This window comes from Micromonospora sp. L32 (assembly GCF_052068055.1).
In the GTDB taxonomy this organism is placed as follows: Bacteria; Actinomycetota; Actinomycetes; order Mycobacteriales; family Micromonosporaceae; genus Micromonospora; species Micromonospora purpureochromogenes.
Window position 1 is genome coordinate 42,151 of record NZ_JBQHDD010000017.1, and the last position, 21,869, is coordinate 64,019.

Annotated in this window: 19 protein-coding genes; 8 read left to right on the plus strand and 11 right to left on the minus strand. The window is 72.8% G+C overall.

Annotated elements, in window-relative coordinates; genetic code table 11:
* The first annotated feature begins 39 nt into the window (after window positions 1-39).
* Window positions 40-999, plus strand: coding sequence for a COX15/CtaA family protein (locus ACTMTB_RS29870; protein WP_441149486.1), 960 nt, complete (start codon window positions 40-42; stop codon window positions 997-999).
* 310 nt (window positions 1,000-1,309) lie between these two features.
* Here the strand turns inward: ACTMTB_RS29870 and ACTMTB_RS29875 are convergent, their stop codons facing one another.
* The 3 genes from ACTMTB_RS29875 to ACTMTB_RS29885 all read right to left on the minus strand — a co-directional run bounded on the left by ACTMTB_RS29875 (window position 1,310) and on the right by ACTMTB_RS29885 (window position 3,778).
* Window positions 1,310-2,233 (minus strand): ATP-grasp domain-containing protein, encoded by a 924-nt coding sequence (locus tag ACTMTB_RS29875; RefSeq protein WP_441149487.1) that lies wholly within the window; start codon window positions 2,231-2,233, stop codon window positions 1,310-1,312.
* Between the two features lie 6 nt (window positions 2,234-2,239).
* Entirely contained in the window at window positions 2,240-2,572 is a 333-nt protein-coding gene (locus ACTMTB_RS29880; protein ID WP_210779747.1) for a hypothetical protein, read from the minus strand.
* Between the two features lie 252 nt (window positions 2,573-2,824).
* Entirely contained in the window at window positions 2,825-3,778 is a 954-nt protein-coding gene (locus ACTMTB_RS29885) for a heme o synthase (RefSeq protein WP_441149488.1), read from the minus strand.
* A gap of 265 nt (window positions 3,779-4,043) precedes the next feature.
* On the opposite strand from ACTMTB_RS29885, the gene tkt reads away from it, so the two are divergent.
* The 6 genes from tkt (at window position 4,044) to pgl (ending at window position 12,624) form a co-directional block, all read left to right on the plus strand.
* Window positions 4,044-6,182: a transketolase gene (gene tkt, locus ACTMTB_RS29890; protein ID WP_441149489.1), complete on the plus strand. Its 2,139-nt coding sequence runs from the start codon at window positions 4,044-4,046 to the stop codon at window positions 6,180-6,182.
* 16 nt (window positions 6,183-6,198) lie between these two features.
* Window positions 6,199-7,377 (plus strand): transaldolase, encoded by a 1,179-nt coding sequence (tal, locus tag ACTMTB_RS29895; RefSeq protein ID WP_441149490.1) that lies wholly within the window; start codon window positions 6,199-6,201, stop codon window positions 7,375-7,377.
* Between the two features lie 72 nt (window positions 7,378-7,449).
* On the plus strand, window positions 7,450-9,099 hold the full coding sequence (locus ACTMTB_RS29900) for a glucose-6-phosphate isomerase (protein ID WP_441149491.1): 1,650 nt from the start codon (window positions 7,450-7,452) through the stop codon (window positions 9,097-9,099).
* 10 nt (window positions 9,100-9,109) lie between these two features.
* Window positions 9,110-10,651: a glucose-6-phosphate dehydrogenase gene (zwf, locus tag ACTMTB_RS29905; protein WP_441149492.1), complete on the plus strand. Its 1,542-nt coding sequence runs from the start codon at window positions 9,110-9,112 to the stop codon at window positions 10,649-10,651.
* Between the two features lie 61 nt (window positions 10,652-10,712).
* A complete protein-coding gene (locus tag ACTMTB_RS29910) occupies window positions 10,713-11,729 on the plus strand; it encodes a glucose-6-phosphate dehydrogenase assembly protein OpcA (RefSeq protein WP_334574529.1) in 1,017 nt (338 codons plus the stop codon).
* A 124-nt stretch (window positions 11,730-11,853) separates the two neighbouring features.
* The gene (gene pgl / locus ACTMTB_RS29915) at window positions 11,854-12,624 is read left to right on the plus strand and encodes a 6-phosphogluconolactonase (protein ID WP_280840720.1); all 771 of its coding nucleotides are present in this window, start codon (window positions 11,854-11,856) and stop codon (window positions 12,622-12,624) included.
* A 52-nt stretch (window positions 12,625-12,676) separates the two neighbouring features.
* On the opposite strand, the gene ACTMTB_RS29920 is transcribed toward pgl, so the two are convergent.
* The 8 genes from ACTMTB_RS29920 to rapZ form a co-directional block, all read right to left on the minus strand.
* Window positions 12,677-13,021, minus strand: a complete 345-nt coding sequence (locus tag ACTMTB_RS29920) for an RNA polymerase-binding protein RbpA (RefSeq protein ID WP_441149493.1) — start codon at window positions 13,019-13,021, stop codon at window positions 12,677-12,679.
* Window positions 13,022-13,151: 130 nt separating this feature from the next.
* Window positions 13,152-13,412: a preprotein translocase subunit SecG gene (gene secG / locus ACTMTB_RS29925; protein WP_441149494.1), complete on the minus strand. Its 261-nt coding sequence runs from the start codon at window positions 13,410-13,412 to the stop codon at window positions 13,152-13,154.
* A 95-nt stretch (window positions 13,413-13,507) separates the two neighbouring features.
* Window positions 13,508-14,299 carry a triose-phosphate isomerase gene (gene tpiA / locus ACTMTB_RS29930; RefSeq protein ID WP_154943656.1) on the minus strand — a complete coding sequence of 264 codons (792 nt, stop codon included), beginning with the start codon at window positions 14,297-14,299 and terminating at the stop codon, window positions 13,508-13,510.
* Window positions 14,299-15,498 carry a phosphoglycerate kinase gene (locus ACTMTB_RS29935; RefSeq protein WP_088961242.1) on the minus strand — a complete coding sequence of 400 codons (1,200 nt, stop codon included), beginning with the start codon at window positions 15,496-15,498 and terminating at the stop codon, window positions 14,299-14,301. The genes tpiA and ACTMTB_RS29935 overlap by 1 nt, the downstream gene beginning before the upstream one ends.
* The gene (gene gap, locus ACTMTB_RS29940) at window positions 15,495-16,499 is read right to left on the minus strand and encodes a type I glyceraldehyde-3-phosphate dehydrogenase (protein ID WP_441149495.1); all 1,005 of its coding nucleotides are present in this window, start codon (window positions 16,497-16,499) and stop codon (window positions 15,495-15,497) included. Before gap ends, ACTMTB_RS29935 begins: the two co-directional genes overlap by 4 nt.
* 263 nt (window positions 16,500-16,762) lie before the next feature.
* Window positions 16,763-17,743 carry a DNA-binding protein WhiA gene (gene whiA / locus ACTMTB_RS29945; RefSeq protein ID WP_088999356.1) on the minus strand — a complete coding sequence of 327 codons (981 nt, stop codon included), beginning with the start codon at window positions 17,741-17,743 and terminating at the stop codon, window positions 16,763-16,765.
* A 54-nt stretch (window positions 17,744-17,797) separates the two neighbouring features.
* Window positions 17,798-18,760, minus strand: a complete 963-nt coding sequence (locus tag ACTMTB_RS29950) for a gluconeogenesis factor YvcK family protein (protein ID WP_154943662.1) — start codon at window positions 18,758-18,760, stop codon at window positions 17,798-17,800.
* Entirely contained in the window at window positions 18,757-19,677 is a 921-nt protein-coding gene (gene rapZ, locus ACTMTB_RS29955; protein WP_407940578.1) for an RNase adapter RapZ, read from the minus strand. Before rapZ ends, ACTMTB_RS29950 begins: the two co-directional genes overlap by 4 nt.
* Window positions 19,678-19,892: 215 nt before the next feature.
* On the opposite strand from rapZ, the gene recQ reads away from it, so the two are divergent.
* Window positions 19,893-21,734, plus strand: coding sequence for a DNA helicase RecQ (gene recQ / locus ACTMTB_RS29960; protein ID WP_441149496.1), 1,842 nt, complete (start codon window positions 19,893-19,895; stop codon window positions 21,732-21,734).
* The last annotated feature ends 135 nt before the right edge of the window (window positions 21,735-21,869 follow it).

Sequence of the window (21,869 nt, forward strand, 5' to 3'; positions counted from 1 at the left end):
CACCGGGCCGGCGGAGTCACCCGATCGTGCTCCACTACGGTGCGTAGGATTCGCTCCGTGAAGCGATCCGTCCGGTTCCCGGTCTCCACCGCTCTGCTGCGCCGCCTCGCGTACGCCTCGATCGTGGCGAACGTGGCCATCGTCGTGACCGGTGGGGCCGTCCGGCTCACCGCCTCCGGGCTCGGCTGCCCGACCTGGCCGCGGTGCACGGACGAGTCGTACCACACCACCGCCGAGATGGGCGTGCACGGGGTGATCGAGTTCGGCAACCGGCTGCTCACCTTCGCCGTCGGCCTCATCGCGCTGGCCACCCTGCTGGCGGTACTGGCGCACCGGCCGCGCCGCAAGGGGCTGCTGGGGCTGGCGGTGGCGGTGTTCCTCGGCATCCCCGCGCAGGCGGTGATCGGCGGGATCACCGTGCTGACCAACCTCAACCCGTGGGTGGTCGGGCTGCACTTCCTCGCCTCGATGGCGGTCATCGCGGCCGCGTACGCGCTCTGGCGGCGGATCAAGGACCCGGACGGCCCGGCGGTCGCCGTGGTGCCCGGCCCGCTGCGCACCCTGGCGGCGCTCACCACGGTGGTCAGCGTCACGGTGCTGGTCGTGGGCACCTGGGTGACCGGCAGCGGCCCGCACGCCGGCGACGGCGGCGCGGCGCGCAACGGCCTCGACCCGGAACAGATCTCGCAGGTGCACGCCGACGCGGTGTTCCTGCTGCTCGGGCTCTCGGTGGCGCTCGTCTTCGCGTTCCGGGCGGTCGGCGCGACCGGCCCGGCCCGGGCCGCCGTGGTGCTGGTCGCGGTGGAGCTGGGTCAGGGCGTGATCGGCTTCGTGCAGTACTTCACCGACCTGCCGGCGCTGCTGGTCGGCGCGCACATGCTCGGCTCCTGCCTGGTGCTGCTGGCCACCCTGTCGGTGCTCTGGTCGACCCGCGAACGCCGCCCGGCCCCCGTCCCGGCCACCACCTCCCCCGAGCAACGCATCCCCGCCACCGCCTGACGGCGCGCACCGCCCCTCTTCCCCTGCCGCCGCCACCGCATACCTTCTCTCCCACGCCAAGCCGCCCAGGCATCGCCACGCCGGCCGCATCCCGCCCAGCCCCACCACGCGCCGAACTCGCCCCGGTCCCACCGGCTCGCGCCGGCGCCCCGTTTGCGGCATGTTGCGGTATCCCAGGTGCCGGACACCCCAACACGCCGCAAACGGAGTCGATCACCAGCAGCACGCCGGGATGAGAAAGAGCGGGTGCGTCCGTCGTCGGTGAGGGACGACGGCCGCACCCGCTGCAGGGTCGGACGGGGGTAGGCGGTCAGGGGTGGCGGCGGGCCAGGTGGGTGAGCACGGCGTCGGCGAGGCGTTCGGCGGCGCCGTCGGCGTAGCCGAGGAAGAGCGACGGCTCGGTCAGCTCCAGCTCCACCAGGACGGGCGCGCCGTCCGGGCCGGGGATCAGGTCCACCCGGGCGTAGAGCAGGCGCTCGGTCCCGCCCGGCACCTCGGCCAGGACCCGCTCCGCGACGGCCAACTGCTCGGCACCGGCGGCGCGGGCGCTGATCTCCTCGGGCTTGTAGAGCCCGTCCACGCCGAGATCCGGGCCGTCCAGCATCGCGCCCTTGCGGATCGCGTGGCTGAACGCCAGCCCCTGCGGGCCGGCCAGGAACAGCAGCGCCGTCTCACCGGCGGTGTCCACGGCATCGAGGTACGGCTGCACCATGGTCAGCCGGCCGGCGTCCGACAGCCGCCGCACGTGCGCGGCGGCCAGCTCGCGGTGCCCCGGGTCGGCCAGGTCGTAGCGGCCGGTGTCCTGGCTGCCGGCGCTGATCGCCGGCTTGATGACGTACTCGCCGGAGTCGGCGGGCGGTCGCCAGGACTCCCCCGGCGCCACCCACGAGGTCGGCACGACCGGCACGCCGGCCGCCGACAACGCGCCCAGGTAGCGCTTGTCGGTGTTCCAGCGGACCACGTCGGCGGGGTTGACCAGGGCCGGCACGCTCTGCGCCCAGGCGACGAACTCGTCGCGGCGCAGCGCGTAGTCCCAGGGTGAGCGGAGCACGACCAGGTCGTACCCGGCCCAGTCGACCCTCGGGTCGTCCCAGACGGCCACGTCGGCGGTGACGCCACGGGCGGCGAGCGGGGCGAGTACGAGTCGGTCGTCCGGGTCGAGGTCGGCGAGCCGGTCACAGGTGACGAGAGCGACCCGGGGTTCCCCCCGGGTCGACTGGTGGTGGTTGGTCAATTTATGTCAACGGGCCATCGTGCGCCGGGCCATCGACCGCCAGAGGTCGTTGCTCGGACGCATCTGGTCCATCAGTTCACGCTCCCAGGCGTTCTCGACGGTGACTCCCGCCTTGGCGCACGCCTGCCGCGCGACGACGGTGTCGTCCGCGAACTGGTCGGCCCACGCGCCGTCCTCGCCGACGAGGACGATCCGTGCGCCACGCTTGCCGACGTACTCGATGACCGCCTTGGCGCCACCGTGGCCGGCGGCGAACGACTTGATGCCCGAGACCAGCCCGTTGGGGGCGTTCTCGGCGGTCTGCTCAGCCGTCAGCGTCGTATCGGAACCATCTGCCATGACGCGAAGCCTAAGCAGACATGCCCCCGTACGTGCGAGAAGGATGAACTATTTGTGATGCCAATTACCCACGGGTTTAAGGAAGACCACAGGTGAATCGCCCGTACTTGTCGGATAAATGAAGGCGAATCGGGCGGACCAGATCGCCCCGATGAGTCCGAGTTGAGTCGATGGGACTCAGACGGAAAACCGACTCTGGAAATTCATCGTCCGGACCGTGCCGGACCGGCCCGGAGGGCCGCCCGACGGCGGTCAGACCAGCGCGTCGAGGGCGACGGCGGCGAAGAGGATGGTCAGGTACGTCGTCGACCAGTGGAACAGCCGCATCGGCTTGACGGCCTCGCCCCGGACCACCCGGCGGCAGAGCCGGTGCGCCTCGACCACGAAGATCCCGCCCACCACCAGGGTCGGCACGCCGTAGATCGGGCTCATCCCCATCGGCCAGAGCGCCAGCGAGAGCAGCACGGTGATCCAGGCGAAGGTCAGGATCTCGGCGTTGACCCGGCGGGCCGAGGCCACCACCGGCAGCATCGGGATGCCCGCCCGGGCGTAGTCGTCCTTGTACTTCATCGCCAGGGGGTAGAAGTGCGGCATCTGCCAGAAGAAGACCACGCCGAAGAGCACCCAGGCCTGCGGCGCCAGCGAGCCGGTCACCGCCGCCCAGCCGATCAGCACCGGGGCCGCCCCGCAGGCGCCGCCCCAGAAGGTGTTCGTCGGGGTGGTGCGCTTGAGCCAGAGCGTGTAGACGACGTCGTAGTAGACGATCGCCGCCAGGGTCAGCCCGGCCGCCAGCAGGTTGGTGAAGGCCGCCATCAGGACCACCGACACCGCCGCCAGCACCAGGCCGAAGACGAGCGCGTTGCGCGGCGAGACGGTGTGCGCCGGCAGCGGGCGGCGCTTCGTACGCCGCATCAGCTGGTCGATGTCCCGGTCGATGTAGCAGTTGATCACGCTGGCCGCGCCGGCCGCGAGCGAGCCGCCGACCAGCACCACGGCCACCAGCCAGAGCGAGGGCAGGCCCCCGTCGGCGAGCATCATCGCCGGCACCGTGGTGACCAGCAGCAGCTCGACGATGCGGGGCTTGGTCAGCGCGACGTACGCGGCGACGACCGCCCGAACGTCGCGGCGGGCCGGCTCCGCGACCACCGTGCGCACCGGCGGCTGCCCGGCAGAGTTGCTGACGGGGCGCTCGGTGATCATGCTCACGGATTGCCACCTTCCGGCATCGGCAGGGGTGATCAGGTCGGCGGGACCGGGAAGGGTCCACACACCGACCCACAGACTACGCGTCGTCGTTTTGGCTGCCCGGGCGACCCGACAACGGTGCGGGCCGTCACACCGAGTCCCCTGAACGACCAGACGGGTCCGACCCGTACCCAACAGGGTGGAGTGATCCCCGGGCGGACGTTTAGGGCCGCTCGATAGGGTCATCAGTGAGGGTTCCGCCCATCTGCCGAGGAGCACAACCATCGTGCCTGCCAACCGACCCGAGCACCCCGCACTCAACTGGACCGACCTCGACCGCCGGGCCGTCGACACCGTCCGCGTGCTGGCCATGGACGCCGTGGAGAAATCCGGCAACGGCCACCCGGGCACCGCGATGAGCCTGGCGCCCGCGGCGTACCTGCTCTTCAACCGGGTGATGCGCCACAACCCGGCCGACCCGAACTGGCCCGGTCGGGACCGGTTCGTCCTCTCCGCCGGGCACTCCAGCCTGACCCTCTACATCCAGCTCTTCCTCTCCGGCTACCCCCTCGCGCTGGAGGACCTGAAGTCCCTGCGGCAGTGGGGCTCGCTCACCCCCGGCCACCCGGAGCACGGGCACACCCCCGGCGTGGAGACCACCACCGGCCCGCTCGGCCAGGGCCTGGGCAACGCGGTCGGCATGGCGATGGCCGCCCGCCGCGAGCGGGGCCTGTTCGACCCGGAGAGCGAGCCGGGCGGCTCGGTCTTCGACCACGACATCTGGTGCATCGCCTCCGACGGCGACATCGAGGAGGGCATCAGCCACGAGGCCAGCGCGCTCGCCGGGCACCAGCAGCTGGGCAACCTCACGGTGATCTACGACGACAACGAGATCTCCATCGAGGACGACACCCGGATCGCCAAGAGCGAGGACGTGGCGGCCCGCTACGAGGCGTACGGCTGGCACGTGCAGACCGTCGACTGGCGGACCGGCGACGCCGACCAGGGCGACTACCACGAGGACGTGGCGGCGCTGCACCAGGCGCTGCTGGCCGCCAAGGCGGAGACCGGACGTCCCTCCTTCATCGCGCTGCGCACCATCATCGGCTGGCCCGCGCCCAACAAGAAGAACACCGGCAAGATCCACGGCTCGGCGCTCGGCGCCGACGAGGTGGCCGCCACCAAGCAGCTGCTCGGCTTCGACCCGGCGCAGAGCTTCGAGGTCGACGAAAAGGTGCTCGGCCACGCCCGCCAGGTGATGAGCCGCGGCGAGGCCGCCCAGCGGGAGTGGACCACCGCGTTCGACGCCTGGTCGCAGGCCAACCCCGAGCGCAAGGCGCTCTGGGAGCGGATGGCCGGCCGGGTGCTGCCGCAGGGCTGGACCGAGGCCCTGCCGACCTTCCCCGCCGACGCCAAGGGCGTGGCCACCCGGGCCGCCTCCGGCAAGGTGCTGGAGGCGCTCGCCCCGGTGCTGCCGGAGCTCTGGGGCGGCTCGGCCGACCTGGCGGAGAGCAACAACACCACCATGAAGGGCGAGCCGTCGTTCATCCCGGCCACCCACGCCACCAAGGACTTCCCGGGCCACGAGTACGGCCGCACGCTGCACTTCGGCATCCGTGAGCACGCCATGGGAGCGATCCTCAACGGCATCGCCCTGCACGGCGGCACCCGCCCGTACGGCGGCACCTTCCTGGTGTTCAGCGACTACATGCGCCCTTCGGTGCGGCTGGCGGCGCTGATGAAGCTGCCGGTGGTCTACGTCTGGACGCACGACTCGATCGGCCTGGGCGAGGACGGCCCGACCCACCAGCCGGTGGAGCACCTGACCGCGCTGCGGGCCATCCCCGGCCTGGACGTGGTCCGCCCGGCGGACGCCAACGAGACCGCCTGGGCCTGGCGGCAGGCGCTGGAGCACACCGACCGGCCGACCGCGCTGGCGCTGAGCCGTCAGGCGCTGCCGACGCTGGACCGGGAGACGCTGGGCAGCGCCGAGGGCGTGGCCAAGGGCGGCTACGTGCTGGCCGAGGCGTCCACCGGCAAGCCGCAGGTGATCATCGTCGGCACCGGCTCCGAGGTGCAGCTCTGCCTCACCGCCCGGGAGCGGCTGGAGGCCGACGGCACCCCCACCCGGGTCGTCTCGATGCCCTGCCAGGAGTGGTTCTACGAGCAGGACGAGGCGTACCGGGAGTCGGTGCTGCCGCGCGGGGTAAAGGCACGGGTGAGCGTGGAGGCAGGCATCGCCATGTCCTGGCGTGGGATCGTCGGCGAGTGCGGCGAGACCGTGAGCCTGGAGCACTACGGCGCGAGCGCCCCGCACACCGTGCTCTTCGAGCAGTTCGGGTTCACCCCCGACCGGATCGTGGCCGCCGCGCACGCGGCGCTGACCCGGGTGGGCGACATCACCGGTTTCACGACCGGCAACTGAGGGGAGCGTGGACGGCATGACTGACAGGCTGGGTGAGCTCAGCGCCGCGGGTGTGGCGATCTGGCTCGACGACCTTTCCCGGACCCGACTGAGCTCCGGCGGGCTGGACCAGCTGCGCCGAGAGAAGCACCTGGTCGGGGTGACCTCCAACCCGACCATCTTCGCCAAGGCGCTGAGCGACGCGGACGAGTACAACTGGCAACTGAAGGACCTCGCCATCCGTGGGGTGGACGTCGAGGAGTCCGTCCGCATGCTCACCACGTACGACGTGCGGTGGGCCTGTGACGTGATGCGCCCGGCGTACGACGCGAGCGCGGGTGTCGACGGCCGGGTTTCCATCGAGGTGGATCCGCGGCTGGCCCACGAGACGGAGAAGACGGTCGCCGAGGCCGGGGCGCTGTGGTGGCTGATCGACCGGCCCAACCTCTTCATCAAGATCCCGGCCACCGAGGCGGGACTGCCGGCGATCACCGCGACCCTCGCCCAGGGGATCAGCGTGAACGTGACGCTGATCTTCGGTCTGGACCGCTACTCGCAGGTCATGGAGGCGTTCCTCGCCGGTCTGGAGCAGGCGAAGGCGAACGGCCACGACCTGTCCAAGATCGGCTCGGTGGCGTCGTTCTTCGTCTCCCGCGTCGACACCGAGGTCGACAAGCGGCTGGAGAAGATCGGCTCCGACGAGGCCAAGGCGCTGCGCGGCAAGGCGGCCGTCGCCAACGCCCGGCTGGCGTACGAGCGCTACGGCAAGGTCTTCTCCTCCGACCGCTGGCAGGCCCTGGCCGACGCGGGCGCCCACCCGCAGCGGCCGCTGTGGGCGTCCACCTCGACGAAGAACCCGGACTACCGGGACGTCATCTACGTCGAGGAGCTGATCGCCCCCGGCACGGTCAACACCATGCCGGAATCGGTCATCCACGCCTACGCCGACCACGGCGAGACCCGGGGCGACACCATCACCGGGGCGTACGACGAGGCCCGCAAGGTCTTCACCGACCTGGAGTCGGTGGGCGTCGACATGTCCGACGTGATCGCCACCCTGGAGCGGGAGGGCGTGGAGAAGTTCGAGGCCAGCTGGCTGGAGCTGCTCGACGGGGTGCGTAAGTCCCTCACCGCCGCCGCCAAGGGCACCGGCGCCCCGAACAAGGCCGCCAAGGACAACGCGCAGGCCGCCGAGCAGGCCGGGGGCAACGCGTGACGGAATGCGTCGGACGCGTCGCGGGGCCCCGCCCCGCGACGCTCCACGCCGCCATCCACCCCGGGTGGCGACATGGGTGACCTGCTGGCCGGCCCGGCGGACGTCGCCGCCGGGCTGGCCGTGCACGGCGCGGACGCGGTCGACAGGTCCGCGCCCGCGTCCGTGCGGGACGCGCTGGCCGGCCGGGACGTCCCGGCCCGGCTGGCCGCCGGGGACCCCGGACTCTGGGGGCCGGCCGTCGAGGAGGAGGCGACGACCCACCTCGGCTGGCTGGACAGCCACCGCCGCAGCCGGGAGCTACTCCCCCAGCTCGCCGAGCTGGCGGCGGAGTTGGAGGACCTTGACCACGTGGTGCTCGCCGGGATGGGCGGTTCCTCGCTCGCCGCCGAGACCATCACGCGCACCCTGGGCCGGCCGTTGACCGTGCTCGACACCACCGACCCGGGCCGGGTCCGGGCGGCGTTGGCCGACCGGCTGGAGCGCACGGTCGTCGTGGTGGCCAGCAAGTCCGGCACGACGGTGGAGACCGACAGCCACCGCCGGGCGTACTGGCAGGCGTTCCTGGACGCCGGGATGACCGAGGCCGAGGCGGCCCGGCACTTCGTGGTGGTCACCGACCCGGGCTCCCCGCTGGAGGCCACCGCCGACGAGATGGGCGTGGTGGTGCTGCCGGCCGACCCGCAGGTGGGCGGGCGGTACTCGGCGCTGACCGCGTTCGGCCTGGTCCCCGCCGCGCTGGCCGGGGTGGAGGTGACCGAGCTGCTGGACGACGCCGAGGCGGTGTCGGCCGCGCTGGGCGGGGACCGGGACAATCCGGGCCTGGCGCTCGGCGCGGCGCTCGCCGCGGCGGCCACCACCGGCCGGGACAAGGTCGCCCTGGTCCCCGACGGCACCGGCCTGGACGGCCTGGGTGACTGGATCGAGCAGCTGCTCGCCGAGTCGACCGGCAAGGCCGGGCTCGGCGTCCTGCCCGTGGTGGTGGAGTCTCCGCAGGCGCCGGGGGCCACCGGACCGGACGTGCTGACCGTCAGCCACGGCGGCGCGCTGACCGCGGGGGACGTCCCCGGCGGCGGCTGCGAACCCGACCTGGCGGTGAACGGGCCCCTCGGGGCCCAGTTCCTGACCTGGGAGTACGCGACCGCGGTCGCGGCGGTGGTGCTCGGCGTCGACCCGTTCGACCAGCCGGACGTCGTCGCGAGCAAGGACAACACCCGGCGGATCCTGGAATCCGGACCGCCGGCGCAGGCGCCCTCCTCCACCGAGGGCGCGATCGAGGTGTACGCCCCGCCGGGCACGCCCGCCGACCTCACCGGCGCGCTGCGCCACCTGCTGGACGGCGTGGGCGACGCGGGCTACCTCGCCGTGACGGCGTACCTGGACCGGGTGGACGACGCGGCGGCGGCGCGGCTGCGGCCGCTGCTGGCGCAGGCCGCCGGGCGGCCGGTCACCTTCGGCTGGGGCCCCCGCTACCTGCACTCCACGGGGCAGTACCACAAGGGCGGCCCGCCGGTCGGCAGCTACCTTCAGCTCACCGGCGCGGTGCACGTTGATCTCCCGGTACCGGGTCGGCCGTACTCCTTCGGAGAGCTGCAGGCGGCGCAGGCCGCCGGCGACCGGCAGGCGCTGGCCGACGGGGGCCGGCCCGTGCTACGCCTGCACCTGACCGACAGGTCGGCGGGCCTGGCCCAGCTGCTGGATGCGATCGAACGATGGCGGGCGTGAGATGAGCGACATGGACCAGACGGAGCGAGGAGGCGGCGTGAACCCGCTGCGCGACGCGCAGGACCGGCGACTGCCCCGGATCCCGGAGCCCTGCGCTCTGGTGATCTTCGGAGTCACCGGTGACCTGGCGCGCAAGAAGTTGCTGCCAGCGGTCTACGACCTGGCCAACCGGGGGCTGCTGCCGCCCGGGTTCGTGGTGCTGGGCTTCGCCCGGCGGGACTGGGGCGACGGCGACTTCGAGTCGCTGGCCCACGACGCGGCCAAGAAGCACGCCCGTACCCCCTGGCGGGAGGAGGTCTGGTCGCGGCTCGCCGGCAACATCAAGTTCGTCGGTGGCTCGTTCGACGACGACTCCGCCTTCGACCACCTCGCCGCCACCCTCGACGAGCTGCGGGACAGCCACGGCATCCACGGCAACGCCGCGTTCTACTTCTCCATCCCCCCGGCGGCCTTCCCGGTGGTGCTCAAGCAACTGGCCCGCACCGGGATGGCCGACAACGCCAAGTCCGGTGGCTGGCGCCGGGTGGTGGTGGAGAAGCCGTTCGGCAACGACCTGCCGTCGGCCAAGGAGCTCAACGACCTGGTCGACGACGTCTTCACCCGCCAGGACGTCTTCCGGATCGACCACTACCTCGGCAAGGAGACGGTCCAGAACATCCTCGCCCTGCGGTTCGCCAACAACCTGTTCGAGCCGCTGTGGAACTCCAAGTACGTCGACTCGGTGCAGATCACCATGGCCGAGGACGTCGGCATCGGCACCCGGGCCGGCTTCTACGACTCCGTCGGCACCGCCCGGGACGTGCTCCAGAACCACCTCCTCCAGCTGCTCGCCCTGGTGGCGATGGAGGAGCCGACCAGCTTCGACGCCGACGAGATCCGGACCGAGAAGCTGAAGGTGCTCAAGGCGATCACCCTGCCCGAGGACATCTCCCAGGGCACCGTGCGCGGGCAGTACCTGCCCGGCTGGGTCGGCGGCGAGCGGGCGCTCGGCTACCTGGAGGAGGAGGGCGTCCCGGAGGACTCGACCACCGAGACGTACGTCGCCGTGGAGCTGGGCATCCAGAACCGCCGCTGGGCGGGGGTGCCGTTCTACATCCGGGCCGGCAAGCGGCTGCCCCGCCGGGTCACCGAGGTGGCGGTCGTGTTCAAGAAGGCGCCGCACCTGCCGTTCAACGCGGCCGACATGGAGTCGCTCGGCCCCAACCAGCTCGTCATCCGGGTGCAGCCGGACGAGGGCGTGGTGCTGAAGTTCGGCTCCAAGGTGCCGGGCACGACCATGGAGGTCCGGGACATCGCGATGGACTTCCAGTACGGCGAGGCGTTTACCGAGTCCAGCCCCGAGGCGTACGAGCGGCTGGTGCTGGACGTGCTGATCGGCGACCGGACGCTCTTCCCGGACGCCGCCGAGGTGGAGCAGAGCTGGCAGGTGGTGGACCCGCTGGAGCACGCCTGGGCGGGCACGAAGCCGGAGCCGTACCGGGCCGGCGAGTGGGGGCCCCGGGCGGCCGACGAGATGCTGGCGCGCGGGGGCCGCGCCTGGCGGCGGGCATGAGCGCGCGGATGATCGGACACAGCGGCGTGCGCGGGCACAGCCAGCGGACCGGGAGGCTCCAGTGATCGGCCTGTGGGACACCACCGGGAACGAGGTGGTCAAGGCGCTCGCCGCCGAGCGGCGCAGCGCGGGCGGGGTGGCCAGCGGCATGGCGCTGACCCTCATCGTGGTGGTGGACGAGAAGCGGGTCCGCGAGGCGGAGGCGGCGGCGACCATCGCCGCGGCGGCCCACCCGTGCCGGCTGCTGGTGGTCGTGCGCACCGACGTGGAACGGGAGCGCAACCGGCTGGACGCGGAGATCGTCGTCGGCGGGCGGCTCGGCCCGTGCGAGGCGGTGGTGACCCGGATGTACGGCCGGCTGGCCCTGCACGCGGAGTCCGTGGTGATGCCGCTGCTGGTGCCGGACGTCCCGGTGGTGACCTGGTGGCACGCCGACCCGCCGGCGGAGATCGCCACCGACTTCCTCGGCGTGGTCGCCGACCGGCGGATCACCGACGCCGCCCAGGCGGTCGACCCGATCGAGGCGCTGCGCCAGCGGGCCCACGACTACGCCCCCGGCGACACCGACCTGGCGTGGACCCGGATCACCCCGTGGCGCACCCTGGTCGCCGGGGCGTTCGACACCACCGAGGCCCGGGTCACCGAGGCGACGGTGGTCGCGCCGCGCACCGACCCGACCGCGGCGCTGATGCGCGGCTGGCTGGCGGCCCGGCTCGGCATCGACCCGGTGTGGGAGCACACCGACGAGTACCCGCGCATGCGCGAGGTGCAGCTGCGCTGCGCCAACGGCGACGAGCTGACGCTGACCCGCGACGACAACATGGCGGTGTTCCGCCGTACCGGTCAGGAGGACCGGGCCCTGCCGCTGGTGCGCCGCCCGCTCGGCGACGAGCTGGCCGAGGAGCTGCGCCGGCTCGACGCCGACCAGGTGTACGCCGAGGCGCTGGGCGCGGCGGCCGGCATCTCCGGCCTGGACCAGCAGCCCGCCGGGCGGGTGCACGTCTGGAAGGACCCGGCGACCGCGCAGCGGGCCGAGGCCGGGGTCACCGCCCACGCCGGCACCAGCGCGACCCCCTGACCGCTGTCCCCGGGGGGCCGACACGGTTCCCCGAGGCGCGGGAGGGGGCGACGGACGGGCCGACCGGCCCCCGGGCACGACGAACACGGACCGCGCGTGCGCGGTCGGGAGACGAAGGCACAACATGAGTGAGGCGAGTGTCGCCGTACACGCCGATGCCGACCTGCTGGCGCAGGCGGTGGCGGCCCGGCTGGTGGTGAAGCTGCTCGACGCGCAGGCGGACCGGGGTCAGGCGTCGGTGGTGCTGACCGGGGGGCGGATCGCCGCCGCGGTGTACCGGGCGGTGGCCGCGCTGCCGGCCCGGGACGCGGTCGACTGGGCGCGGGTGGACGTCTGGTGGGGCGACGAGCGGTTCCTGCCCGCCGGCGACCCGGAGCGCAACGAGACGCAGGCCCGGGCGGCGCTGCTGGACTCCGTGCCGCTGGACCCGGCCCGGGTGCACCCCATGCCGGCCTCCGACGGCCCGCTGGGCGCCGACCCGGAGGCCGGGGCCGCCGCGTACGCCGAGGAGCTGGCCCGGGCCGCGCGGCCCGGCCACGCCGCGCTGCCCCACTTCGACGTGCTGATGCTCGGCGTCGGCGAGGACGGGCACGTGGCGTCGGTCTTCCCCGAGCACCCGGTGCACTACGACAACCGGCCGGTCAGCGCGGTGCGGGGCAGCCCGAAGCCGCCGCCGCTGCGGACCACGCTCACCCTGCCGGCGATCAACACCGCCGAGGAGGTCTGGCTGGTGGCCAGCGGCGCCGACAAGGCCCGGGCGGTCGGCATGGCGCTGGCCGGGGCGGGCCCGGTGCAACTGCCGGCGGCCGGCGCGCGGGGCGTGTCGCGTACCCTCTGGCTGCTGGACCGGTCGGCGGCGGCCGACGTGCCACCCCGGTCGCGCAGCCTGCGCTGAGCCATCACGACGATGAGCCCCGGCCCCCGGTGGGGGTCGGGGCTCCGGCGTGTCACTCCCGGCCGCGACGGCGGCGCAGCGCGGCGAGGGCCTCGGCCAGGATCGCCGCCCCCTCCTCCTCGCTGCGCCGCTCCTTCACGTACGCCAGGTGGGTCTTGTAGGGCTCGGGACGGGTGCGGCCGGGCGGGTTCTCCGCGTCCCGGCCGGCGGGCAAGCCGCAGCGGGGACAGTCCCAGAGCGAGGGCGCCTCGGCGTCCACCGCCATCCTGATCTCGGTGGCGTGCCCGTTGCGGCACCAGTAGGTCACCGGCTGGCGGGGTGCGGGCTCGTAGCGCTCGGCGGGGCGTTCCGGGGCGGACCCGATGCGTGAGCCACGGATGACGTTGCCACTGGGCACGGCTGCTCGCTCCTGTCGTCGGAGGGACCGCCGCCCGGGAGGGGGCGGGCGGCGGCGAGGCGGTGCACAACGAACTGCGCGCGGTCCGTGACGGACCGCGCGCAGATTGTACGCCGAGACTCCGACGCGCTCAGGCCCCGGTGTTGAGCTGGAGCTTGAGCCAGAGGCCGAGCCCCACGATGCAGGCGAACCAGACGATGCTCACCAGGACGGTGTAGCGGTCGAGGTTCTTCTCGGCCACCGACGAGCCGGCCAGGCTGGAGCTGACGCCGCCGCCGAACATGCTCGACAGCCCGCCGCCCTTACCCCGGTGCAGCAGGATCAGCATGGTGAGCAGAACGCTCGTGATGACCAGCAACACGATCAACGTGTATGCGAACCAGATCGGCATGGCTGGGGTCAGTCCTCTCGTTACGATCCTCGCCCGGACAGATCGGGCACGGTGGCACCGACCGGTGGACGGGCGGCCTCAAGGATAGCGAGCGATCAGCGGGCGGTGTGCTCCGGGAACCGGCAGATCTTCGCGAACTCCTCGGCGTCCAGGCTGGCACCGCCCACCAGGGCCCCGTCCACGTCCGGCTGGGCCATGATCGCGGCCACGTTCGAGGACTTGACCGACCCGCCGTAGAGGATCCGGACCTGGTCCGCCGTGCCCTGGTCGAAGGTCTCGACCAGCCGCTTGCGCACCTCGCCGCAGACCTCCTGGGCGTCCTCCGGCGTCGCCGTCTTGCCGGTGCCGATCGCCCAGACCGGCTCGTACGCCACGACGACCTTGGCCACCTGCTCGGCGGTGAGCCCGCGCAGGGCGCCGTCGAGCTGGTCGCAGCAGTGCGGCACGTGCCGCAACTGCTCCCGGATCTCCAGGCCCTCGCCGATGCAGAGGATCGGGGTGAGCCCGTTGGCCAGCGCCGCCGCCACCTTGGCGTTGACGATCGCGTCGTCCTCGTAGTGGTAGGCGCGCCGCTCGGAGTGCCCCACCACCACGTACGTGCAGCCCAGCTTGGCCAGCATCGGCCCGGCGACGTCCCCGGTGTAGGCGCCCGACTGGTACGGCGACAGGTCCTGCGCGCCGTAGCCGATCAGCAGCTTGTCGCCGTCCACCGCGGTCTGCACGGTGCGCAGGTCGGTGAAGGGCGGCAGGACCACCGTCTCGACCTCGGTGAGCTGCTTCTCGGTGAGGCTCGCGGCCAGCTTCTGCACCAGCAGGTTGGCCTCGAGGTGGTTCAGGTTCATCTTCCAGTTGCCGGCCATCAGCGGCCGGCGGGTGACGCTCGCCATCACTTCTCCAGGGCCGCGATGCCGGGGAGGGTCTTGCCCTCCAGGTATTCCAGGGAGGCGCCACCGCCGGTGGAGATGTGATCGAAACCGGACTCGTCCAACCCAAGCGAGCGCACTGCCGCGGCGGAGTCACCGCCACCGACCACGCTGAACGCGTCGGCCTTGGTGATCGCCTCGGCCACCCCGCGGGTGCCGGCGGCGAACGGCGCCATCTCGAACACGCCCATCGGGCCGTTCCAGAAGATGGTCTTCGCCTGGGACAGCGCGGCGGCGAAGCCGGCCACCGTCTCCGGGCCGATGTCCAGCCCGAGCCGGTGGCTCGGGATGCCGTCGGCGCGCACCGTGTCGTGCGCGGCGTCCGGGGCGAAGGCGTCCGCGGCCACCACGTCGACCGGGAGCAGGATCTTGCCGCCGGAACGCTCCAGGAGGTTGCGGCAGGTCTCGACCATCTCCTCCTCGAGCAGCGAGGTGCCCACCTCGTGGCCCTGGGCCTTGAGGAAGGTGAAGCACATCCCGCCGCCGATGAGCAGCCGGTCCACCGTCGGCAGCAGCGCCTCGATGACCGCCAGCTTGTCGGAGACCTTGGAGCCGCCGAGCACCACGACGTACGGGCGCTCCGGCTGACCGGTCAGCTTGGAGAGCACCTCCACCTCGCGCAGCACCAGCCGGCCCGCGACGTGCGGCAGCCGGGCGGGTACGTCGTACACGCTGGCGTGCTTGCGGTGCACCGCGCCGAACGCGTCGTCGACGTACGCGTCGCCGAACGCGGCGAGCTGGTCGGCGAACGCGCCCCGCTCGGCGTCGTCCTTGCTGGTCTCCCCCTTGTTGAACCGGAGGTTCTCCAGCAGGGCGACCTGGCCGTCGGCCAGCGCGTCCACCGTGGAGCGAGCCGAATCGCCGACGGTGTCCTCGGCGAAGTGCACCGGCGCGTCGAGCAGCTCGCCGAGGCGACCGGCGACCGGGCGGAGGCTGAACTGCGGGTCCGGCGCGCCCTTCGGGCGGCCCAGGTGCGAGCAGACGACCACCTTGGCGCCGGCGGAGACCAGCGCGCTCAGGGTCGGCAGGACCGCGCGGATGCGGCCGTCGTCGGTGATCTCACCGGTCTGCTTGTCGAGCGGGACGTTCAGGTCGGCGCGCACCAGCACGCGCCGACCCGACACCCCCTCGGCGAGCAGGTCGTCGAGGTTGCGGATGCTCACAGCGAGGAACCCACCAGCTTGACCAGGTCCACGAGGCGGTTGGAGTAGCCCCACTCGTTGTCGTACCAGCCGACGACCTTGACCTGGTTGCCGACGACCTTGGTCAGCGGCGCGTCGAAGATGCAGGACGCCGGGTCGGTGACGATGTCCGAGGAGACGATCGGGTCCTCGTTGTAGACCAGGATGCCCTTGAGCGGGCCGTCAGCGGCGGCCTTCATCGCGGCGTTGACCTCGTCCACCGTGGTCTCCCGGCCGACGTTGACGGTCAGGTCGGTGGTGGAGCCGGTCGGGATCGGCACCCGCAGCGCGTAGCCGTCCAGCTTGCCCTTCAGCTCCGGCAGCACCAGGCCGATCGCCTTGGCGGCGCCGGTCGAGGTCGGGACGATGTTCAGCGCGGCGGCCCGGGCCCGACGCAGGTCCTTGTGCGGCGCGTCCTGCAGGTTCTGGTCCTGCGTGTACGCGTGGATGGTGGTCATCAGACCGTGCTGGACGCCGAACGTGTCGTGCAGGACCTTCGCCATCGGGGCGAGGCAGTTGGTGGTGCAGGACGCGTTGGAGATGATGGTGTGCTTGGCCGGGTCGTACTGGTCCTGGTTGACGCCCATCACCACCGTGACGTCCTCGTTCTTCGCCGGCGCGGAGATGATGACCTTCTTGGCCCCGCCGTCGATGTGCGCCTTGGCCTTGGTGGCGTCGGTGAAGAAGCCGGTGGACTCGATGACCACGTCCGCGCCGACCTCGCCCCACGGCAGCTTCGCCGGGTCCTTCTCGGCGTACGCCTTGATGGTCCTGCCGCCCACGGTGATCTCGTCGGCGGTCGCCTTCACCTCGTGCGGGAGGCGGCCCAGGATGCTGTCGTACTTGACAAGGTGGGCGAGCGTCGCGTTGTCGGTCAGGTCGTTGACCGCCACAACCTCGATGTCAGCGCCGGACGCCAGCACTGCCCGGAAGAAGTTACGGCCGATCCGGCCGAAGCCGTTGATGCCAACCCGGATGGTCACAGGTCCCATCTCCTCGCGTTCTGGTCCGCCGGCGTCAGACCCGGGCCGGCGGAGGTGTGTGCGCCGACCGTTGGAGCCGGCCGTTGACGGTTCATCTCGGCCACCCCGCCGCGGTCCGTGAAGACCTGACCGCCCGAGGCGGTGAGCACGGCGAGAGTGCCTGTGCCGGCCCCCTTGCCGTACGCAGCGACCTTATCCGAGCGTGCGGCGTCACGCTGCGGCGGGTGGTGATCCCGCTCGCATCGTGGAGCCCCACCGTCCTATCAGACCACGAGCATGTCGGGCGTGACGGCCGCTTCCGTATCCGGGATGCCCAGGTCGCGGGCCCGCTTGTCGGCCAGGGCCAGCAACCGGCGGATCCGGCCGGCGATGGCGTCCTTGGTCAGCGGCGGGTCGGCCAGCGCACCCAGCTCCTCCAGCGAGGCCTGCCGGTGCTCCAGGCGCAGCCGCCCGGCGGAGGTCAAATGGTTCGGCGCGTCCTCGGCCAGGATCTCCAGCGCCCGGGTCACCCGGGCGGCGGCGGCCACCGCGGCGCGGGCCGAGCGGCGCAGGTTGGCGTCGTCGAAGTTGGCCAGCCGGTTGGCGGTGGCCCGGACCTCGCGGCGCACCCGGCGCTCCTCCCAGGCCAGCACGCTGGAGTGCGCCCCGATCCGGGTGAGCAGCGCGGCGATCGCGTCACCGTCCTTGACCACCACCCGGTCCACCCCGCGCACCTCGCGGTTCTTGGCGGTGATGCCGATCCGGCGAGCCGCGCCGACCAGGGCCAGCGCGGACTCCGGCCCCGGGCAGGTGATCTCCAGCGCGCTGGAGCGGCCCGGCTCGGTCAGCGAGCCGTGCGCCATGAACGCGCCCCGCCAGGCGGACACCGCGCAGCAGACGTTGGCCGCCACCACGTGCGGCGGCAGGCCACGCACCGGACGGCCGCGCACGTCGAGCAGGCCGGTCTGCCGGGCCAGCGCCTCGCCGTCCTTGACCACCCGGACGATGAAGTGACTGCCCTTGCGCAACCCGCCGGAGGCGAGCACGTGGATCTCGCTCGGATAGCCGTACACCTCGGCGATCTCCCGGCGCAGCCGCCGGGCCACCGCCCCGGTGTCCAGCTCGGCCTCCACCACCACGCGGCCGGAGACGATGTGCAGCCCGCCGGCGAAGCGCAGCAGCGCGGCCATCTCCGCCCGCCGGCAGCAGGGCTTGGGCACGTCGACCCGACTCAGCTCGTCCTTGACCGCAGCCGTCATCGCCATTCTGCGCCCCTCCACGGACCGGTACCGGCGTGTCGCCGGTGATTACGTACGTGCTTAACGATCGGCGCCCAGGACAGGCACCAATGCGGCGCCCAGGGCGGCCGGATCATGACGGGGAGAGCCGTCGGTGACGGCGACAGGGGCGAGGACCAGCCGGGCACCCAGCGATTCTGCCGCACGTCCGGCCGGTTCGGGATCACCCACCGCCTTCGAATCGGCCAGCACGAAGTCCACGGTGAGCTGCGGAAGGTACGAGTGCAGGGCGGCCAGGTGGTCGGCCACGGAGAGGCCGAGGGTCTCCTTTTCGGCCGCGAGGTTGAGAGTGACCAGCCGTCGGGCCCGGCTCGCGACGATCGCGGCGGCCAGCCCGGGCACCAGCAGGTGCGGCAGCACGCTGGTGTACCAGCTGCCCGGCCCGAAGATCAGCCAGTCGGCCTCGCCCACCGCGGCGACCGCCTCGGCGCACGCGTCCGGCGCGGTCGGGGTGAGCCGCAGCGACTCCACCCGGCCGGTGGTCACCGCCACCTGGTGCTGGCCGCGCACCGTGCGTACCTCGTCGGGGCGCGCCGGGTCGGCGCCGCGCACCCGTGCCTCGATCCCCACCGGCTGGCGGGACATCGGCAGCACCCGGCCCACCGCGCCGAGCATCGCCCCGGCGTGCTCCAGCGCGGCCACCGGGTCGCCGAGCTGCTCCATCAGGCCGCAGAGCACCAGGTTGCCCACGGCGTGCCCGGCCAGGCCGTCGCCGGAGTCACCGGCGAAGCGGTGCTGGAAGAGCCCGGCGCTGCGCCGGGTGGCGGGGTGGTCGCCGGCCAGCGCGACGAGGGCCTGCCGCAGGTCGCCCGGGGGCAGCCCGCCACGCTCGGCGCGCAGCCGGCCGCTGGAGCCGCCGTCGTCGCCGACGGTGACCACGGCGGTGATGTCCAGGTCGAGGTCGCCGGCGCAGTGGCGCAGCGCGCGCAGCGAGGCGGAGAGCCCGTGCCCCCCGCCGAAGGCGACCACCTTCGCCGCCGTCATTCCCGCCCCAGGTCCCGGTGCTGAGCGTTGGCGGCCAGATCCGACTGGCGCAGCCGGCCGGCCAGTTCCTCCGCGATGGCCACGCTGCGGTGCTTGCCACCGGTGCAGCCGACGGCCACGGTCAGGTAGCGCTTGCCCTCCCGCTCGAAGCCCGCGGTGGTGGCGTTGACCAGGTCGGCGTACGCGGCGACGAACGCGTCCGCACCCTCCTGGCCCAGCACGTACGCGCTGACCGCCTCCTCCCGCCCGGTGTGCTCGCGCAGCTCCGGCACCCAGTACGGGTTGGGCAGGAACCGGGCGTCGAGCACGAAGTCGGCGTCGGGCGGCAGGCCGTACTTGAAGCCGAAGGAGATCACGGTGACCCGCAGCCGGCGGGCGTCCTCGCCGCCGAAGAGCTCCTCGATACGCCGCCGCAGCTGGTTGACGTTGAGGTGGCTGGTGTCGATGATCACGTCGGCCTGGTCGCGGGCCTCCTCCAGCAGGCCGCGCTCCACGGCGATGCCGTCGGCCAGCCGCCCCTCGCCCTGCAAGGGGTGCGAGCGCCGGACGCTCTCGAACCGGCGGATCAGCACCTCGTCGTCGGCGTCGACGAAGACCACCCGCGGTGAGAAGCCCCGGTCCCGCAGCTCGCGGATCGCCCCGGCGAGATCGGTGGAGAAGGCGCGCGAGCGCACGTCGAGCACCATCGCGGTACGCCGGGCCGCGCCGCCGGCCTTGACCGCCAGCTCGGCCATGTCCAGCATCAGCGCCTGGGGCAGGTTGTCCACCACGTAGTAGCCGACGTTCTCCAGCGCCCGGGCGACCGTGCTCCGGCCGCCACCGGACAGCCCGGTGACCACCACCAGCGTGGTGTCCGCCTCCGCCGTCGCCGCGCCGCCGTCCGGGGCGTACCCGTCGGTCGTCCGCACCTCGCTCACCCACTACCCCCCAGCCGTGCCGCGTCCGGTTCGTCCCGGACACGCATGGTCGATCAGCGACTCTATCCCGCCGGGCGGCGTCGATCGGTTCCCGCCCGTCCGACCGGTGCCGGTGTCGGCACGGCGGCCTTTTCAGGAAGCGGCGACGGCGGAGCCGGTATTCCCGCGCGGGTCGGCGTCGGCGGGTTGTCGGCGTCGGCTCGTAGACTCCGCGGATGACCTCCCCCACCGACCTGCGCACCGAGGACGCGCTGCGGGTGCTCCGCCGGGTCTTCGGCTACGACGCCTTCCGCGGCTTCCAGCGGGAGGTCATCGACCACGTGGTGGCCGGCGGCGACGCGCTGGTGCTGATGCCCACCGGCGGCGGCAAGTCGCTGTGCTACCAGATCCCCGCCCTGGTCCGCGAGGGCGTCGCGGTGGTCGTCTCCCCGCTGATCGCGCTGATGCAGGACCAGGTCGACGCGCTGACCGCCGTCGGCGTCCGGGCCGGGTTCCTCAACTCGACCCAGGACCTGGAGGCCCGCCGCCAGGTGGAGAAGGCCTTCCTCGCCGGCGAGCTGGACCTGCTCTACCTCGCCCCGGAGGCGCTCGGCTCCCGGGCCACCCTCGGCCTGCTCGACCGGGGCCGGATCGCCCTGTTCGCCATCGACGAGGCGCACTGCGTCTCACAGTGGGGGCACGACTTCCGCCCCGACTACCTGGCCCTGTCGATGCTGCACGAGCGGTGGCCGACGGTGCCCCGGATCGCGCTCACCGCCACCGCGACCAGCGCCACCCGCGCCGAGATCGCCAGCCGGCTCAAGCTGACCGACGCCCGGCACTTCGTGGCCAGCTTCGACCGGCCCAACATCCAGTACCGGATCGTGCCGAAGAAGGAGCCGCGCAAGCAGCTGCTCGCCCTGCTGCGCGACGAGCACCCCGGCGACGCCGGCATCGTCTACTGCCTGTCCCGGGCGTCGGTGGAGAAGACCGCCGAGTTCCTGGTCGCCAACGGGGTCGCCGCGCTGCCGTATCACGCCGGCCTGGACGCGGCCACCCGCGCCGCCAACCAGCAGCGTTTCCTGCGCGAGGACGGCCTGGTGATGGTGGCGACGATCGCGTTCGGGATGGGCATCGACAAGCCCGACGTCCGGTTCGTCGCCCACCTCGACCTGCCGAAGTCGGTGGAGGGCTACTACCAGGAGACCGGCCGCGCCGGGCGGGACGGCCTGCCGTCCACCGCCTGGCTGGCGTACGGCCTCCAGGACGTGGTGCAGCAGCGCAAGATGATCGAGACGTCGGAGGGCGATCTCGCGCACCGGCGCAACCTCGCCACCCACCTCGACGCGATGCTGGCCCTCTGCGAGACCGTCCGCTGCCGCCGGGTGCAGTTGCTCGAATACTTCGGCCAGAGCGGGGCGGCCGGCTGCGGCAACTGCGACACCTGCCTCACCCCGCCGGAGACCTGGGACGGCACGGTGCCGGCGCAGAAGCTGCTCTCCACCGTCTTCCGGCTGGACCGGGAGCGCAACCAGCGCTTCGGCGCCGGGCACTGCGTCGACATCCTGCTCGGCAAGCAGACCGACAAGATCACCCAGTACGGCCACGACTCGCTGAGCACCTTCGGCATCGGCACCGAACTGCGGGAGGCCGAGTGGCGCGGGGTGGTCCGGCAACTGCTCGCCGAGGGGCTGCTCGCCGTCGAGGGCGACTACGGCACCCTGGCGCTGACCGAGGCCAGCGCGGAGGTGCTGGGCCGCCGCCGCACGGTGACCATGCGCCGGGAGCCGGAGCGGCCGGCGTCCAGCCGGTCCGCGAAGCCCCGGGGCGCGGCCACCGTCGTCGCCGACCTCACCCCGGAGGCGGCCTCGGTCTTCGAGCGGCTGCGCGCCTGGCGGGCCGCCACCGCCAAGGAGCAGGGCGTGCCGGCGTACGTGATCTTCCACGACGCCACGCTGCGACAGATCGCCACCGAGGCGCCCACCTCGCTGGCCGGGCTCTCCCAGATCAACGGCGTCGGCGAGAACAAGCTGGCCAAGTACGGCGAGGGCATCCTCGCCGTACTCGCGGAGGGCTGACCCCCGGGTACGACGAAAGGGCCGGCCCCGGGTGGGGGCCGGCCCTTGTCGTTGGTGGGTCAGGCGGTGGCGGAGTAGCCGCGGGTGGCGATCCAGTCGGCGAGGTTGTCGACGCTCATCCGGTAGGAGGCCTGG

Coding starts and splice junctions, on each gene's coding strand:
- ACTMTB_RS29880 (WP_210779747.1), bottom strand. CDS start 2,572: ATGGCAGATGGTTCCGATACGACGCTGACGGCTGAGCAGACCGCCGAG.
- tal (WP_441149490.1), top strand. CDS start 6,199: ATGACTGACAGGCTGGGTGAGCTCAGCGCCGCGGGTGTGGCGATCTGG.
- ACTMTB_RS29900 (WP_441149491.1), top strand. CDS start 7,450: ATGGGTGACCTGCTGGCCGGCCCGGCGGACGTCGCCGCCGGGCTGGCC.
- zwf (WP_441149492.1), top strand. CDS start 9,110: ATGGACCAGACGGAGCGAGGAGGCGGCGTGAACCCGCTGCGCGACGCG.
- pgl (WP_280840720.1), top strand. CDS start 11,854: ATGAGTGAGGCGAGTGTCGCCGTACACGCCGATGCCGACCTGCTGGCG.
- secG (WP_441149494.1), bottom strand. CDS start 13,412: ATGCCGATCTGGTTCGCATACACGTTGATCGTGTTGCTGGTCATCACG.
- tpiA (WP_154943656.1), bottom strand. CDS start 14,299: ATGGCGAGCGTCACCCGCCGGCCGCTGATGGCCGGCAACTGGAAGATG.
- whiA (WP_088999356.1), bottom strand. CDS start 17,743: ATGGCGATGACGGCTGCGGTCAAGGACGAGCTGAGTCGGGTCGACGTG.
- ACTMTB_RS29950 (WP_154943662.1), bottom strand. CDS start 18,760: ATGACGGCGGCGAAGGTGGTCGCCTTCGGCGGGGGGCACGGGCTCTCC.
- recQ (WP_441149496.1), top strand. CDS start 19,893: ATGACCTCCCCCACCGACCTGCGCACCGAGGACGCGCTGCGGGTGCTC.